The sequence below is a fragment of the Arcobacter thermotolerans genome (assembly GCF_983172305.1).
Map to the genome: position 1 here is coordinate 81,119 of NZ_CFAFZJ010000001.1, position 14,400 is coordinate 95,518.

At 27.7% G+C, this 14,400-nt stretch carries 19 protein-coding genes; 5 read left to right on the forward strand and 14 right to left on the reverse strand.

Going from position 1 to position 14,400, the window contains the following annotated elements:
* Position 1: 1 nt before the first annotated feature.
* The 7 genes from atpA to AC5LG6_RS00495 all read right to left on the reverse strand — a co-directional run bounded on the left by atpA (position 2) and on the right by AC5LG6_RS00495 (position 5,413).
* Positions 2 to 1,519: a F0F1 ATP synthase subunit alpha gene (atpA, locus tag AC5LG6_RS00465; RefSeq protein ID WP_498585417.1), complete on the reverse strand. Its 1,518-nt coding sequence runs from the start codon at positions 1,517 to 1,519 to the stop codon at positions 2 to 4.
* A gap of 21 nt (positions 1,520 to 1,540) precedes the next feature.
* Positions 1,541 to 2,071 (reverse strand): F0F1 ATP synthase subunit delta, encoded by a 531-nt coding sequence (locus tag AC5LG6_RS00470; RefSeq protein ID WP_498585418.1) that lies wholly within the window; start codon positions 2,069 to 2,071, stop codon positions 1,541 to 1,543.
* Positions 2,071 to 2,589 (reverse strand): F0F1 ATP synthase subunit B, encoded by a 519-nt coding sequence (locus AC5LG6_RS00475; protein WP_434253970.1) that lies wholly within the window; start codon positions 2,587 to 2,589, stop codon positions 2,071 to 2,073. Before AC5LG6_RS00475 ends, AC5LG6_RS00470 begins: the two co-directional genes overlap by 1 nt.
* 9 nt (positions 2,590 to 2,598) lie before the next feature.
* On the reverse strand, positions 2,599 to 3,021 hold the full coding sequence (locus AC5LG6_RS00480) for a F0F1 ATP synthase subunit B family protein (RefSeq protein ID WP_066157666.1): 423 nt from the start codon (positions 3,019 to 3,021) through the stop codon (positions 2,599 to 2,601).
* A 106-nt stretch (positions 3,022 to 3,127) separates the two neighbouring features.
* Positions 3,128 to 3,982 carry a ParB/RepB/Spo0J family partition protein gene (locus AC5LG6_RS00485; RefSeq protein ID WP_066221822.1) on the reverse strand — a complete coding sequence of 285 codons (855 nt, stop codon included), beginning with the start codon at positions 3,980 to 3,982 and terminating at the stop codon, positions 3,128 to 3,130.
* A gap of 22 nt (positions 3,983 to 4,004) precedes the next feature.
* Complete coding sequence (locus AC5LG6_RS00490; protein ID WP_066167734.1) at positions 4,005 to 4,781, reverse strand: ParA family protein; 777 nt, start codon at positions 4,779 to 4,781, stop codon at positions 4,005 to 4,007.
* Positions 4,778 to 5,413 carry a biotin--[acetyl-CoA-carboxylase] ligase gene (locus tag AC5LG6_RS00495; RefSeq protein WP_081560321.1) on the reverse strand — a complete coding sequence of 212 codons (636 nt, stop codon included), beginning with the start codon at positions 5,411 to 5,413 and terminating at the stop codon, positions 4,778 to 4,780. The genes AC5LG6_RS00490 and AC5LG6_RS00495 overlap by 4 nt, the downstream gene beginning before the upstream one ends.
* Before the next feature lie 74 nt (positions 5,414 to 5,487).
* On the opposite strand from AC5LG6_RS00495, the gene AC5LG6_RS00500 reads away from it, so the two are divergent.
* The gene (locus AC5LG6_RS00500) at positions 5,488 to 6,381 is read left to right on the forward strand and encodes an AEC family transporter (RefSeq protein WP_498585419.1); all 894 of its coding nucleotides are present in this window, start codon (positions 5,488 to 5,490) and stop codon (positions 6,379 to 6,381) included.
* Between the two features lie 17 nt (positions 6,382 to 6,398).
* Here the strand turns inward: AC5LG6_RS00500 and AC5LG6_RS00505 are convergent, their stop codons facing one another.
* The 6 genes from AC5LG6_RS00505 to rplU all read right to left on the reverse strand — a co-directional run bounded on the left by AC5LG6_RS00505 (position 6,399) and on the right by rplU (position 10,388).
* A complete protein-coding gene (locus AC5LG6_RS00505; protein WP_066221813.1) occupies positions 6,399 to 6,800 on the reverse strand; it encodes a PAS domain-containing protein in 402 nt (133 codons plus the stop codon).
* Positions 6,801 to 6,931: 131 nt separating this feature from the next.
* Complete coding sequence (gene fmt, locus AC5LG6_RS00510) at positions 6,932 to 7,834, reverse strand: methionyl-tRNA formyltransferase (protein ID WP_498585521.1); 903 nt, start codon at positions 7,832 to 7,834, stop codon at positions 6,932 to 6,934.
* A 31-nt stretch (positions 7,835 to 7,865) separates the two neighbouring features.
* Positions 7,866 to 8,627 carry a glutamate 5-kinase gene (gene proB / locus AC5LG6_RS00515; protein ID WP_066157685.1) on the reverse strand — a complete coding sequence of 254 codons (762 nt, stop codon included), beginning with the start codon at positions 8,625 to 8,627 and terminating at the stop codon, positions 7,866 to 7,868.
* Complete coding sequence (obgE, locus tag AC5LG6_RS00520) at positions 8,628 to 9,713, reverse strand: GTPase ObgE (protein ID WP_498585420.1); 1,086 nt, start codon at positions 9,711 to 9,713, stop codon at positions 8,628 to 8,630.
* Positions 9,714 to 9,787: 74 nt separating this feature from the next.
* A complete protein-coding gene (gene rpmA, locus AC5LG6_RS00525) occupies positions 9,788 to 10,042 on the reverse strand; it encodes a 50S ribosomal protein L27 (protein ID WP_066157690.1) in 255 nt (84 codons plus the stop codon).
* Positions 10,043 to 10,070: 28 nt separating this feature from the next.
* Positions 10,071 to 10,388, reverse strand: coding sequence for a 50S ribosomal protein L21 (gene rplU, locus AC5LG6_RS00530; protein WP_066158066.1), 318 nt, complete (start codon positions 10,386 to 10,388; stop codon positions 10,071 to 10,073).
* 311 nt (positions 10,389 to 10,699) lie between these two features.
* Here rplU and AC5LG6_RS00535 point away from each other — a divergent pair, with 311 nt between their 5' ends.
* From AC5LG6_RS00535 to AC5LG6_RS00550, 4 genes are all read left to right on the forward strand, one after another.
* Positions 10,700 to 11,239 carry a hypothetical protein gene (locus tag AC5LG6_RS00535; protein ID WP_498585421.1) on the forward strand — a complete coding sequence of 180 codons (540 nt, stop codon included), beginning with the start codon at positions 10,700 to 10,702 and terminating at the stop codon, positions 11,237 to 11,239.
* Positions 11,240 to 11,248: 9 nt separating this feature from the next.
* Positions 11,249 to 11,548: a hypothetical protein gene (locus AC5LG6_RS00540; RefSeq protein WP_260946420.1), complete on the forward strand. Its 300-nt coding sequence runs from the start codon at positions 11,249 to 11,251 to the stop codon at positions 11,546 to 11,548.
* A gap of 61 nt (positions 11,549 to 11,609) precedes the next feature.
* Positions 11,610 to 12,809 carry a MobP1 family relaxase gene (mobP1, locus tag AC5LG6_RS00545; RefSeq protein ID WP_498585422.1) on the forward strand — a complete coding sequence of 400 codons (1,200 nt, stop codon included), beginning with the start codon at positions 11,610 to 11,612 and terminating at the stop codon, positions 12,807 to 12,809.
* 253 nt (positions 12,810 to 13,062) lie between these two features.
* Positions 13,063 to 14,193 (forward strand): DNA cytosine methyltransferase, encoded by a 1,131-nt coding sequence (locus tag AC5LG6_RS00550; RefSeq protein WP_498585423.1) that lies wholly within the window; start codon positions 13,063 to 13,065, stop codon positions 14,191 to 14,193.
* Here the strand turns inward: AC5LG6_RS00550 and AC5LG6_RS00555 are convergent.
* Positions 14,190 to 14,399 carry a hypothetical protein gene (locus AC5LG6_RS00555; RefSeq protein WP_498585424.1) on the reverse strand — a complete coding sequence of 70 codons (210 nt, stop codon included), beginning with the start codon at positions 14,397 to 14,399 and terminating at the stop codon, positions 14,190 to 14,192. The genes AC5LG6_RS00550 and AC5LG6_RS00555 overlap by 4 nt on opposite strands.
* Position 14,400 lies beyond the last annotated feature (1 nt).

The window sequence follows — 14,400 nt, forward strand, 5'->3', positions numbered from 1 at the left end:
CTTAGTTTGCATTAAATACAGTTTTAAACTCTTCTAATGCAGCTTTTAATTGTGCCTCTGTATTATCATCAATTTTTTGACTTGACTTAATTGCATCTAAAATATTTGAATATTTTTGCTCAATAAATGCATGTAATTCATTTTCAAATCTTACAACATCTTTAACCGCAACATCATTTAAGTACCCTTTAGTACCTGCATAAATAATTACAACTTGTTTTTCAATAACAAGTGGTTTATTAACACCTTGTTTTAAAACTTCAACCATTCTTTGTCCAAGCTCTAACTCTCTTCTTGTTGCTTCATCTAGATCTGATGCGAATTGTGCAAACGCCTCAAGTTCTCTATATTGTGCAAGAGATAGTTTTAATGTACCAGCAACTTGTTTTGTAGCTTTAATTTGAGCAGCTCCTCCAACTCTTGAAACTGATAAACCAACGTTAATTGCAGGTCTAATACCTGAGTTAAATAGGTTTGTTTCTAAGAATATTTGTCCATCAGTAATAGAAATTACGTTTGTTGGAATATATGCAGCAACGTCTCCAGCTTGAGTTTCAATAATTGGTAACGCAGTCATAGAACCAGCACCTTTTTCATCACTCATTTTTGCAGCTCTCTCAAGTAATCTTGAGTGTAGGTAGAATACGTCTCCTGGGTATGCTTCTCTTCCTGGAGGTCTTCTTAAAATTAATGACATCTCTCTATATGCAACTGCATGTTTTGATAAATCATCATAAATAATTAGTGCATGTTTACCATTATCTCTGAAAAATTCACCCATAGTAACACCTGTATATGGTGCAAGGAATTGTAATGTTGATGAATCAGAAGCTGATGCATTTACAACAATTGTATAATCCATAGCTCCAGCTTCTTCAAGTGTTCTTACAACTGAAGCAACAGAAGATGATTTTTGTCCAATTGCAACATAAATACAAATAACATTTTCACCTTTTTGGTTAAGAATTGTATCAATAGCAACAGTTGTCTTACCAGTTTGTCTATCACCAATAATAAGCTCTCTTTGCCCTCTTCCAATTGGAACTAATGCATCAATAGCTTTAATACCAGTTTGTAATGGCTCATGAACAGATTTTCTTGACATAATTCCAGGAGCTTTTTCTTCAACATATCTTGTTTCAGTTGAATTAATTGCACCTTTACCATCAATTGGCTCACCAAGAGCATTAACAACTCTACCAATTAGTGCTTCACCAACTGGAACCTCAAGAAGTTCTCCCAATCTTTTACAAGAAGTTCCTTCTCTAAGACCAGTACCTTTTCCAAGAACAACGATACCAACTGAAGACTCTTCTAAGTTTGCAGCCATACCTTTTTCACCGTTCTCAAACTCAACCATCTCACCAGCCATAACATTCTTAAGACCGTAAACTTGAGCAATACCATCTGCATAAGATATAATCTTACCAGTTTCGTTTACATCTACATTTAATTCAAAGTTATCAATTCTCTCTTTAATAATCGAACTGATTTCATCTGCTTGAATTTTTGCACCCATTCAAATTCTCCTTTATAAGTTCTAAACTGCTTTTAAAATATGATTAATTAGCTGAGTTCTTAATCTATCTTTAGAAAAAGATATTTCAACACCTAGCCCATCTATATCAACTTTAATACCATCATAATCGCACACATTTTGCGATAATGAAAGTTTTACATTAAATTTTTTACTAAATTGTTCTTCTATAGAAGATATATAACTATTCGATAACTCTTTATTTGTATAAACAGTTCCAACATAACTACTATTCATCTTTGCAATTTGAGTTTTTAACTCAAAAGCTATTTCAGGAATAATATTTAATCTTCTTTTTTCACCAAGTAATTTAATAAAGTTTTCCAAACTTTTATCTGCTTTATCAATAATAGATAAAATAAATTTAGTTTTTTCAACTTCATTTATATCAGAAGATGACAATATAGAGTTAAATTTATCACTTTTGAAAGCTTTTGAAACTTCGTTTAATTTCTCAGAAATCAAAGCAACACTATTTAAATCTCTTCCATCAACCAAAGCTTTCACATATCGTTTTGCTACTAAATCTTTCATTATGCTACCCTTTTAAGAACAATATTTACTAACTCATCTTGAGATAGTTTAATATTTTCTGAATTCAACAGCTCATCAAGTATTTCAGCAACAACTTGTTTCTTAGCTTTAGAAATTTCAACTTTTATCATCTCATCTAAATTTTTACTTAAATTTGCGATATCTGCATCTACAGATGCTGAAATTTTTTGTTTAATATTTTCAATATCAGACTTTGCACTTTCGATTATTTCAGCAGAAATCTTTTTTGCATCATCTAATTTTTTTTGAGCTTCAGCAACTCTATCTTTAGAAGCTTTTAAACTATCTTGAACTTTATCTAGTTCAGATTGAATTCCTAAAGTTCTATTAGCAAAAAATGCTTTAATTTTGTCAGCAAGTAAATACCATAAAATCGCAGCAAATATAATAAAATTAACGGTTCTTTGAACTATATCGTAGTTCGTTTCCGCACCTTCGCTTGCAAATAATGCAACTGGAACCATAGCCATAGCTAATAGTAATAGTACTCTTTTCATTATCACTTCCTATATTGAACTAAGCTTAGATTTTAAGCTTTCGTTAAATTGTGGCATTGATGACAATAAAGAGGCTTTTAATGCTTTCGTCTCATCTTGTAAACTTTTAGCAAATTCAGCAGATTTTGCTTCTAAATTTAATTTAGCACTTGCAAGTTTAACATCAGCACTATCTTTTGCTTCCTTATAAGCTTGCTCTCTAATTGCAGCTGCTTCTCTTTTAGCTTTTGAAAGCAAATCATTTGCTTCTGCTAAAAAACCATCTACATCAGCACTATTTGATTTTGAATCTTCCAAATCTTTTTTGATTTGAGCAGATCTTTCATCCATATGTTGAAGTATAGGTTTGAAAAGACAACTGTTTAGCCTAGCAACCACTAAAAGAAAGATGATACCAGAACTAAGCAATAGTACAGGACTTATGTCTAACATTCATTCCTCCATATTTTTACAGTTTAGTTTAACTAAAACGTTTTTATTTTATCAAATTTATCTATAAATTTATATTAAAATAGTTAAGAATATGGATTTTTTTATTTTATTGTATCTTAAAGTAACTACTTATCTTATCTATATCTTCTTGAGAGTTGAATTCAATTTTTATTGAATTTTTATCTATTTTAGCTTTGATTTTATCATTTTTTAAAAACTCAGCAAATGATTTCAAATTACTAATGTTGTAACTATTTGTAACTTTTTCTTTTTTTGGTTTTGGAGTATCTTTCTCTTTTAAATCTTTTATTAATTTTTCTGTCTCTCTTACAGAAAGTTTTTGCCCAATAATAGTATCACAAATCTTTTTTTGATCTTCAGTTGTTAATCCTATCATCATTTTTGCATGACCTGCACTAATTTTATCTGTAGCCAAAAATTGTTGAACATATGAGCTTAATTGTAGTAATCTTAAAGTATTTGTAATAGAAGTTCGACTTTTAAAAACTTTTTTTGATAGCTCTTCATGAGTGATATTGTGTTCATTTAGTAGTTGCGCATAACAAAAAGCTAACTCTATAATATTTAAATCATCTCTTTGAATATTTTCTATTAAAGCCAACTCTCTTAGCTTAAACTCATCTTTATCTACTATAATTGCTTTTATCTCTTCAATATTTGCAAGCTTATGAGCTCTTAATCTTCTCTCTCCAGCAATTAAAGTATAAGTTCCATCTTCATCTTCAACAACAACAATTGGTTGCAAAAGACCATGCTCTTTTATAGAAGCGCTTAGCTCTTGAAGCTTCTCTTCATCAAAGATTTTTCTTGGCTGATTTGGATTTGGTTTAATCAAAGATACTTCAATTTTATTAACTCCACTATTTGAGTTTCCACTAGATTTACCATAAGCTGTCTCAACTTCACCTAAAAGTTCTCCTAATCCTCTTCCTAATGCCATCTTATTTTCCTCTTAAAAAAATTTAACCAATAATTGCTTTTGCTAAGTTTGTATATGCTTTTGTACCAATAGATGTAGTATCATAAAGCATAATTGGTTTACCAAAACTAGGACTCTCCGCTAATTTAATATTTCTTGGAATTACAACATACGAGTCATCATCTACTTTAAATAGCTTGTTTTCAAAATGTTGTGCTAAATCTGCAAAAACTTGTTTTGATAAGTTATTTTGAGCAGAATACATAGTTGGTAAAAAACCTTTTATTTGAAGATTTTTATTTATCGTTTGCTTTACAAGTTTTATTGTATTTAAAAGCTGTGCTAAACCTTCTAAAGCAAAAAATTCACACTGAATTGGTATTAAAACAGAGGTTGAAGCACCCAAAGTATTTATTGTAATTGGTCCTAAAGCTGGAGGTGAATCAATTATTATGTAATCATAATCGGCTTTAACTGTATCGATTTTCCTTTTTAATACAAGTTCACGCTCTTTAGTGTTTTTGTAAAACTCTTTTTCTATTCCTACAAGACCTATATTTGAAGGTGCAACTTTCAAATTTTCTATTTCAGAGTCCAAAATAATCTCTGAAAGCTCTTTTGTTCCAAGCATTACATGATAAATATTATATTCATATGTATCTCTATGAAAACCTAAAGAAGTTGTAGCATTTGCTTGTGGATCAGCATCTATTAAAAGAACTTTTTTCCCATCTAGAGCAAGGGCTGCACTAAGATTTACAGCAGTTGTAGTTTTTCCTACTCCGCCTTTTTGATTTGCTATTGAAATAATTTCTGTCATCTTAAACTAAATACCTTTTTGTTTTCAATTTGTATAGAACCATCGCTATTTAAAATAGCATTTTCAAGTGAAACTTTAACACCATCAACAGTTGCTTGAAAATTTTTAGAATGCATAAATTCTATCTTAAAAAGACTAAAAATTTGCTTCCACGGAATTTTTTTTTCTATCTCTATAAAATATAAATTTAAAATTTCATCAATATCTATGCTTATATCAAGTTTTCCAAAACTATCATCTACTTCAATAAGATTTAAACCTATACCACAAAATAGTAACTCTTTATTTGTAGAAGTTATTGCTCCACCAATTTTTCTATTTTTTATATAAAAATCATTTGGCCATTTTAAAAATAGTTTTGAACCACTCTTTTGTAAAATATCTTTTAAAATATATGTAAAATATATACTAGCACTTTGAAGTGGTAAATCTTTGGGTAAATTATCTTTACTTACAACAAAAGAGAAAAAAAGATTTCCCTCTTTTCCAATCCAAGAGTTTCCCCTGCTTCCAACTCCTGCAGTTTGTATTTTTGAAGTTACACATAATGGATTGTTATAACCATTTTTTTGTATATACTCTTTTAAATAGCTTTGTGTTGAATTAACTTCATTTAATCTTATAATTTTCATTTGAAGATTATATATAATTAAAGTAGAAGATTATATTAATTATAATGAAATCCTTATTTTCATAAAGGCAGAAGATGTTAGACCCAGTTTTACCAATAGCTATATACCTACTTTTTGGTTATTTATTTAAAATTATTTTTCAAGATAATTCAAAACAATTAGTAGATTTTATTATATATTTCTCTCTTCCAGCAATAGTTTTTTCAAAAATTTATCCACTACAGCTAGATACAAAAATTTTATGGCTTATTCTTATGTTTATGGCAATAATATTTTTTAATCTATTTTTATCATACTGTGTTGGAAAAATTATGAGACTAAACAGAGTTACTCTAGCCACTTTTATGATTATGGCAACTTTTGGAAATACCTCTTTTATAGGTTTTTCTTATATAGATGCTTTTTATGGTCAAGATTATATTGTATATGGTGTTATTTATGATATTTTTGGTTCTTTCTTACTTTTAGTATCAGTTGGAATGATTATAATAACTTGGGGAAGTGGAAGAAAAAACTCTATTTTGAATATTTCAAAATCAATATTTCTATTCCCACCAATGATTATATTTTTTATTACAATATTTGCAAAAAACTTTGAAGTTCCAAAATTTATAATATACACCTCACAAAATCTTGGCTCAACTTTAGTTCCTATTGCAATGATTGCTATTGGGATGAAACTTGAATTAAAATATATATTTTCAAGGTTACATATTGTAACGGTTGCTGTTGTTTTAAAAATGCTAATTATACCAATTATAATTTTATTTACATTTAAATATTTTTATGGAGTAGATGAAACATGGGTAAAAGTAACATTAATAGAAGTTGCAATGCCACCAATGACTATGGCTGCTGTTTTAGCTATAAAAGGTGGATTAGATGAAAAAATTGCTATAAATTCTCTAGTTTTAGGTGTTATTGTAAGTCTATTTACGATAACTTTGTTTACTTCATATTTAGCTTAAGATTTATTATTTAAATCTTAAGCTGCTTTTTCGTTCATTTTTAATTGTTTATATAAATTCTCATGAGTTTTTATCTCTTCAATGCTAGCTTTTCTTCTACAAGATAAATATCCCTTTGTTCCTTCACTTGTAATTGTTGGATAAACTGTTGCAAATACCCAATAGTAATCTCCATCTTTAGTTGCATTTTTAACGTATCCTGTCCAGATATTACCTTTTTTTACAGTTTCCCACAAATCTTTAAATGCAGCTTTTGGCATATCTGGATGTCTTACAGTATTGTGAGGTTTACCTATTAACTCATCAATTCCATATCCTGCGATTTTACAAAAATCATCATTTGCAAAAATAATTATTCCTTTTTCATCTGTTTCACTTACTAAAAAAGCATAATCATCCAAAACTATCTCTTTTGACATAATATTTTTCCTTTAATTATTTTAATAAAATTTAATCTTTTAATTGATTTACTCTAAATTTAAGAATATATGTTTATAAAATTTTTAAGAATTGTATAACAAAACCTTTTAAACTGAAATAAACAATAAAATTAATTTAAAATATCTCCTATAGTTAATCTTTTTCCTTTTATATATTCAACACTATTTATAGAGTTTTTTGATGGAGCTTGCAAAGTTCGTATTTTTAATCTACCTTGATTGCAACCAACTACAATATAATCTTTTGCTATTTCTAAAATCTCTCCAGCAATATTTTGTGAACTATTTTCAACAAACTCAATATCTTTTAATTTAAGCTCAGATTTTAGAAAAATACCTGGCCAAAAAGAGTAAGCTTTATATTTAGAAAAAAGCTTTTTTGCACAATTAAAATCTACTTCACCATCTTCTTTTTTTATTTTTTTGCAAAAACTAGCCAATGCATCATTTTGTTTTATCGGCTTTAATTTATCAAAATTATCTAAAGTTGTAATTGTAAGCTTAGTTGCTAAATCTGAAAGTTTAGTAAAAGCCTCACTTACTAACATATTTCTCTCATTTTTAAGATATGAATATCCCAAAATATCACCACAATCAAGCCCTTCTTCCATAAGCATAGAAGTAACTCCCAAATATTCATTATCGTTTAAAATACCTTCTTGTATAGGACTAGCTCCTCTATAATTTGGTAAGATAGAAGCATGAAGATTGATACAAGGAGCTAGATTTAAAATCTCTTTTGGTAAAATTTGTCCATACGCAGCAACAACTATAAAATCTGGTTCTAACTCTTTTATAGAAATATAAGCCACAAGATTATCTTTTAGTTTTTTTGGTTGTAAAATAGGAATATTAATATTATTTTCAAGACAATACTGTTTTATATGTGGTGGAGTTAAAACTTGTTTTCTACCAACAGGTTTATCTTCTTGAGTAAAAATTCCTATAACTTCATAATTTTTATTATTTAAAAGCTCTTTTAAAATCTCTGTAGCATAAGATGGTGTTCCCATAAATAAAACTTTTTTACTCAAAACATTCTCCTTATTTTTTAAAAATTGTTCCACTTTTATGATTATTCTCAACTAAAAAATCATAAGCATTTGTCAAATCAAAACCACTAGTTAAATACATTGGAATATTTTTTTGCATTAAAAAATCAGCAGCTTTTAGTTTGGTAACAATTCCACCTGTTGCAAATTTTGAGTTTGCACTAGGTTTTTTATCAAGCTCATCTTGTGATATTTCATTTATTATTTTTTGAATTTTTGCATCACTAAACTCTCTTGGATTTTTATCATAATATCCATCTATATCTGTCAAAATAACTAACATATCAGCTTTAAAATAGTGTGTTATATAAGCTGCTAACTGGTCGTTATCTCCAATTAGCTCTTCAGTTGCAATAACATCATTTTCATTTATTATAGGAATTACTTTATTTTGAAGCAATATCTCCATAACATTTTTTGCATTTTTTGACCTTTTTCTTGAATCAAAATCATCCGCAATAAAAAGCATTTGAGCAACAGTAATACCAAATTCTTGAAACATCTCTTGATAAGTTTTCATTAATTTTGGTTGACCAATAGCAGCTAAAGTTTGTTTATTTGCTAGAACTGTTTTATCAAGTTTTAGCTCTGTATATCCTGCTCCAACTGCTCCTGAGCTTACTAGTATTACCTCTAAATTCTTATCATTTTTTAGTGTCGAAATTAGATTAACTAGATTTTTCATTCTTTGCAAAGCTAACTCTTCACCTTGAGTTAAAACAGCAGTTCCAACCTTTATAACTAATCGTTTCATCTATTTTCCTAGCATTGTATATAAAGCATATTTTAATGGATTAATATTTGTTTTATCTAAAGATGATATTGGTAAAACAAAATATGGTTTACTACTATCTTTTTTTGTAAAAATTAAATCTTGAACATAGTATGGTAAATTTGTATCAAATTTATACTCATTTGATTTAGAAGTTTCAAGATTTAAAGCTTTTAAAAATTCTTCTATATCATTTTGTAAATCTTCACCATAATAAGCATCTATTTTACTTAAAACTATTGCAAAATCTCTTTGTGAAAGCTCTTGTGAAAACTTAAAAAGTTCTTCTTTTAATACATTATATTGATCAATCATCGTTCTATGATTTGCAACATCTATTGTAAATAAAAGAGTTTTTGTTCTTTCAATATGTTTTAAAAACTCTAATCCAAGCCCTTTTCCTTCACTTGCACCATCAATAATTCCAGGAATATCAGCCATTACAAATGAGCTATAATCTCCAACGTTTACAACTCCTAATTTTGGAGTTAATGTTGTAAACTCATAGTTTGCTATTTCTGGAGTTGCATTTGATGTTACAGATATTAAAGTAGATTTTCCAACATTTGGATAACCAACAAGCCCAACATCTGCAATTAATTTAAGCTCTAATCTTATATTTTTTGTAATTCCTGGCAATCCTGGTTGAAAATATGTAGGTCTTTGATTTCTTGAGTTTTTAAAATGAACATTTCCAAGTCCACCTTTTCCACCTTCAATAAATAAAAATTTCTCACCATCTTCAAGTAAATCATATAAAACTTCATTTGTATCATCATCTATTATTTGTGTTCCAGGAGCTACTGTTAAAATAAGATGTTCTCCAGACTTACCTGTTTTTTGTCTTCCCATTCCTGGTTGACCTTTATCAGCTTTAAAAACTCTTTTTCCTTTATAAAAAGATAAAGTATCAGTATTGCTATCTACCACAAAGTAAACATCACCACCTTTTCCTCCATCTCCACCATCAGGACCACCTTGAACAACAAATTTTTCCCTTCTAAAAGATGCACAACCTTGCCCACCTTTTCCACTACTTACACTAAATCTTGCACTATCTATAAACATAGTTTTCCTTTATAAATAAAAAAAGGGTGTATGGTAAAACATACACCCTTTTTTAAAAAAACTAAATCCCTTGCTTACGAAGCGTAAACAGAAACTTTTTTTCTTTTTTTATCTTTAATTTCAAATTTAACAACACCGTCAATTAAAGAGTATATTGTATGATCTTTTCCCATACCTACATTATTTCCTAAGTGAACTTTAGTTCCTCTTTGTCTAATAATGATATTTCCAGCACTTACTACTTCACCACCATATTTTTTAACACCAAGTCTTCTACCAGCTGAATCTCTATTATTCTGAGTACTACCCTGACCTTTTTTGTGAGCCATTTTATTTCTCCTTAAATTTTTTTAATGCTTAAGCAGCAATTTTTGTAATTCTAATTTTTGTGAAGCTTTTTCTAAAACCTCTTTTTAATTTAGAATCTTTTCTTCTTCTTTTTTTGTAAATAACAACTTTTTTATCTCTATTTACACCTGTTCCATCTAAAACAACAACTGCTTCAACTTTAGCTTTTTCTACAGCTGAACCTGTTTTTAGCTCACCGTTGTTAACTGCAAGTACATCAGTAATTTCTAAAGTCTCTTTAGCAGCTTTACCAGTGTAATCAATATCTATAATATCACCTTCTGATACTTTATATTGCTTTCCACCACATTTGATAATTGCGTACATCTTTTCATCCTCTTCTTGTTTATAAGCATAACTAGGGTTGTTTTTTATACTAATTTGCATTTTTCGAACGGGAATAATATCTAAGATTTTATTAAACTTTCTTTAAAGGGATATTGGAGTTTTGTATATAAAACAAATTTAATTAAGTCTATCTTCCATCTTCTACAACTTTGGCAGATGATTTTATATGCAGAATTATACATTTTATATATCAAAAATTAGCACAAAATCAGCACACTAAATTTAATTTGATTTAGTTCTAAATTATAAAAATCTAGGATTAAACAAAGTTAAACAAGGAGATATAAAAAATGTCTAGGAAACACAAAGCAACTATAAGAATTGCTTATCCTAATGTTGAAAGATTAGAACAGTTACAAAAACATGTTCATATGACTTTTACATCAATTGCTAATTCTTGTATTTATGAAATGTTAGAGGATAAATTAAATCTATTAAAAGAGTTTAATTTATCAACTTTAAATACAAATGATGAAGAAACAGAAATAAGGTTAATTTTATATCAAAGTGAAAAAAACTATTTATTAGAAGCTTCCAATATTACTGGAACTAACTCTTTAACGGCAGAAATAAAATTAAGACTTTTAAACTCAATTTATAAAAGAAGATTTTTAGCTCCAAATGAACTAGAAGCTTTTAATAATATGAAGTTTGAGATGAATGTAATAGGTAGAAATTTACATCAAATTTTAAAAAAAATTCATTTCAATGAAGAGTTTAAAACAGATGATTTAAAAGTAATTCTTGAACAGTTAAGTTCAAAAATAGATGACACAAAAAAAGAGATAGATAATCTCTTTAAATACACAAGCAAAAGATTTAAAAAATAAGGATAAAAAATGAGTGAAATTATAGAAAACGAAGAGATAGAATTTCCACTAAATGAAGAAATTATTATCGAGATATTAGATTTAAGATATGGTAAAAAAAGTTTAATTGTAGAAGCTTTGTATGAAGATTTAGTATTCACATTTAATGTGTTTTGGACAAATAAGTTTTCAAGTGCAGATAATAAATTCTCTTTCAAAATACTTGATGAAGATAAACAACTTGTAGCACCTGATTATGAACTTATAGCAAAGTTTGATTTAACAAAATCAGGTTATTTAAAATGCTTAAGTGCAAGAATCAAAGAATAGGTAAAGGGTAGTATAAAAATTTTATACCACCCTACTTTTAAATACTACACAAGGCTTATAAATGACAAAAAGAATTAATCTAAATGAAGATGAGTTAAGAGCAAAAAGAGTTTATACAAAGCTTGAAAGAGCTTCAAAAAGCCCTTATAACTATACTAAGAAAATAAACAAAGGTATAAAAAGACCAATTGTTAAAAATACTCCAAGAGGTAAAGAGGTAGTTATTAAAATAACTGGTAATTCAAAGAACTTTCAAAAGTGGAAAGCTCACTTTAATTATGTAACTAGGAAAGGGGAACTTGAAGTTGTTGAAAGCGAGTTATATAAATATCAAGGCAAAGAAGAGTTAAAACAGTTTAGAGAGTTTTTTAATGATTCAGGAGAGAATATTCCAAATGAATCTCAAAATGTAAAAGAGAGAAGAGAAGTTTTACACTTTGTTTTTTCTATGAAAGAGCATGAAGCTACTCCAAGTGATAAACTACTAAATGCAGTTTTAAAAACTATGAAAGAGAAATATCCAAATAATGCAAGTTATGCAGTATTTCATGGAGATACAGATAATCCACATATTCATTGTGATTTAAAGATTAGTGGTATTGATGGAAATAGAATTGATGTAAGAAAAAAAGATTTAGAACAGTTAAGAAAAAACTTTGCAAAAAATCTTAATGATTTAGGGATAGAAGCCTATGCAACTAGAAAATATGAGAAATATAATTTAGATAAAAATGTAAATTATAACAAGCAAGATAATATAAAAAATCATCATTACGAAGTAACACAATTTGGAAAAGCTAAATATAAATTTGACAATAGAAATAATGAAAGCTATTTTGTAAGTTACAAAAATAAGAATGGGGATATTACAACTATTTGGAGTAAAGAACTAGAAAAAGTAATAAATGAAAATGATGTAAAAGTTGGTGAATTTGTTAAATTCCAAAAAGTAGATAAAGTACCAATTGAAAGAACAATTAGAAAAAAAGCTGTAAATGGTAAAAGAGAAGTATTTACTAAAACAAGCTTTAAAGATGTTTGGGATTGTTCTATTCAAGGAAGAAATGAAAAGAATCTACAAGTAAATAAAACAAAAAATCAAACTACATATAAATCTGAAATAGTTGAACTTACAGACCTAGAAAAGAAAAATGCAGAGTTCTTAAAAATGAAAAAACAAAGAGAAATTAAACAGGGATTAAGTGTGAAAACTAAAGGTAAGTTTGGGCATTTGAGGAAGAAAAATGGTTTTGAGAGATAGATTAATATAATCTAAATTATTTATCTTAATTAATTAATTTCCCATAAACCATTTAAAATATTTTAATATTTATATTAATAATTTTAGTAAATAGATGGAATGACCAATAAAAATTAAACAAACATTTATTAAGTTAATAAAATTTAGTAGTGTGCAATTTTAGTTATATGATTTACTTCTGCTAATTGATATATATAATTTGATATAATGGAACAAAAAAATAAATATAAAAGTTTATAATGGAAGATGTTAAGTGACAAATAGAGCTAAAGTTAATTTAATAAAATCAGATAATGTAAAAGATAGTTGCTATAAAATAATTTCAACTTTTACAGGTGCAGGTGGGCTTGATATTGGATTTCATGGGGATTTTAATTATTTAGGCAATAAGTTTAACAAGTTAAGATTTGATACAAAATATGCTCTTGATATAAATAGTGATGCCTGTAAAACTTTAGAAAACGATAATAAATATTTTAAAAATACAAAAGTCTTGAATAAAAATATTATTGAATTTGATTATAAAGAAATTCCTAATGAAAACTTTGATGTTTTACTTGGAGGTTTTCCATGTGTTACTTTCTCAGTTGTTGGAAAACAAACAGGGGTAAAAGATGATATTAATGGTAAGTTATATGAAAGATATGCAAGTTATGTTGAATATTTTAAACCAAAAGTTTTTTTAGCTGAAAATGTAAAAGGTATATTATCTGCAAATAAAGGTGAAGCAGTAAAAATCATTAAAAAAAGATTTGAAGATACAGGATATAAACTAAAAATATTTTTGGTTAATTTTGCAGATTTTGGAGTTCCTCAATTAAGAGAAAGGGTTTTATTTATTGGAATAAGAAAAGATATAGAAACAGATTTTATACCACCAGAATTTACTCATAAAAATAAACATTTAACTTCACTAGATGCTTTCAAAAATATTAACAATAATTGTATTAACAATAATTTGATGAATATTAATGATTCAACTAGAGAAAAAATTGCAGCCATTCCAGAAGGAGGAAATTTTAAAGATTTACCACCTCATTTGGCAGTAAAAGGATTAATGTCAAATATTTATAGAAGATTAGATAGAAATAAACCTGCATATACATTAATCGCAAGTGGTGGCGGTGGAACATGGCATTATCACTATAATGAGCCTAGACCTTTAACAAATAGAGAAAGAGCTAGATTACAAAGTTTTCCTGATGATTTAATTTTTATGGGAACTAACACCGAAGTAAGAAGACAAATAGGTAATGCAGTTCCTGCTGTTGGGATTTATCCATTTGCTGAAAGAATCCAAAATGTTTTAGATGGAATTACTCCAACTAAAACAACTAATTGTATTAAAGAATATGATGTTGAAACTAGGAAATTTAAAGATTAGTAATTAATTGTTGACAGATCAATATACTCATTTCCAAACTCATCATTAAAATATTCATCTGCTTCAACTACACTATCTTGACTTCTTTCAGCTTCCAAATAAGGTCTTGGAACATTAACACTTGATATTTCAATATCATTGCTGTATATTATTAATTTCCCACCCTCAAGTGCTACAATCCCAATATTTTCTTCAATACAAGCCATA

Bases quoted from the DNA above. Each gene is read 5' to 3' on its own strand.
- AC5LG6_RS00535 (WP_498585421.1), top strand. From the start codon at position 10,700: ATGTCTAGGAAACACAAAGCAACTATAAGAATTGCTTATCCTAATGTT.
- atpA (WP_498585417.1), bottom strand. From the start codon at position 1,519: ATGGGTGCAAAAATTCAAGCAGATGAAATCAGTTCGATTATTAAAGAG.
- AC5LG6_RS00485 (WP_066221822.1), bottom strand. From the start codon at position 3,982: ATGGCATTAGGAAGAGGATTAGGAGAACTTTTAGGTGAAGTTGAGACA.
- proB (WP_066157685.1), bottom strand. From the start codon at position 8,627: ATGAAACGATTAGTTATAAAGGTTGGAACTGCTGTTTTAACTCAAGGT.
- AC5LG6_RS00480 (WP_066157666.1), bottom strand. From the start codon at position 3,021: ATGTTAGACATAAGTCCTGTACTATTGCTTAGTTCTGGTATCATCTTT.
- AC5LG6_RS00500 (WP_498585419.1), top strand. From the start codon at position 5,488: ATGTTAGACCCAGTTTTACCAATAGCTATATACCTACTTTTTGGTTAT.
- obgE (WP_498585420.1), bottom strand. From the start codon at position 9,713: ATGTTTATAGATAGTGCAAGATTTAGTGTAAGTAGTGGAAAAGGTGGG.
- AC5LG6_RS00505 (WP_066221813.1), bottom strand. From the start codon at position 6,800: ATGTCAAAAGAGATAGTTTTGGATGATTATGCTTTTTTAGTAAGTGAA.
- rplU (WP_066158066.1), bottom strand. From the start codon at position 10,388: ATGTACGCAATTATCAAATGTGGTGGAAAGCAATATAAAGTATCAGAA.
- mobP1 (WP_498585422.1), top strand. From the start codon at position 11,610: ATGACAAAAAGAATTAATCTAAATGAAGATGAGTTAAGAGCAAAAAGA.
- fmt (WP_498585521.1), bottom strand. From the start codon at position 7,834: ATGGGAACACCATCTTATGCTACAGAGATTTTAAAAGAGCTTTTAAAT.
- AC5LG6_RS00540 (WP_260946420.1), top strand. From the start codon at position 11,249: ATGAGTGAAATTATAGAAAACGAAGAGATAGAATTTCCACTAAATGAA.
- AC5LG6_RS00495 (WP_081560321.1), bottom strand. From the start codon at position 5,413: ATGAAAATTATAAGATTAAATGAAGTTAATTCAACACAAAGCTATTTA.
- AC5LG6_RS00555 (WP_498585424.1), bottom strand. From the start codon at position 14,399: ATGGCTTGTATTGAAGAAAATATTGGGATTGTAGCACTTGAGGGTGGG.
- rpmA (WP_066157690.1), bottom strand. From the start codon at position 10,042: ATGGCTCACAAAAAAGGTCAGGGTAGTACTCAGAATAATAGAGATTCA.
- AC5LG6_RS00475 (WP_434253970.1), bottom strand. From the start codon at position 2,589: ATGAAAAGAGTACTATTACTATTAGCTATGGCTATGGTTCCAGTTGCA.
- AC5LG6_RS00470 (WP_498585418.1), bottom strand. From the start codon at position 2,071: ATGAAAGATTTAGTAGCAAAACGATATGTGAAAGCTTTGGTTGATGGA.
- AC5LG6_RS00490 (WP_066167734.1), bottom strand. From the start codon at position 4,781: ATGACAGAAATTATTTCAATAGCAAATCAAAAAGGCGGAGTAGGAAAA.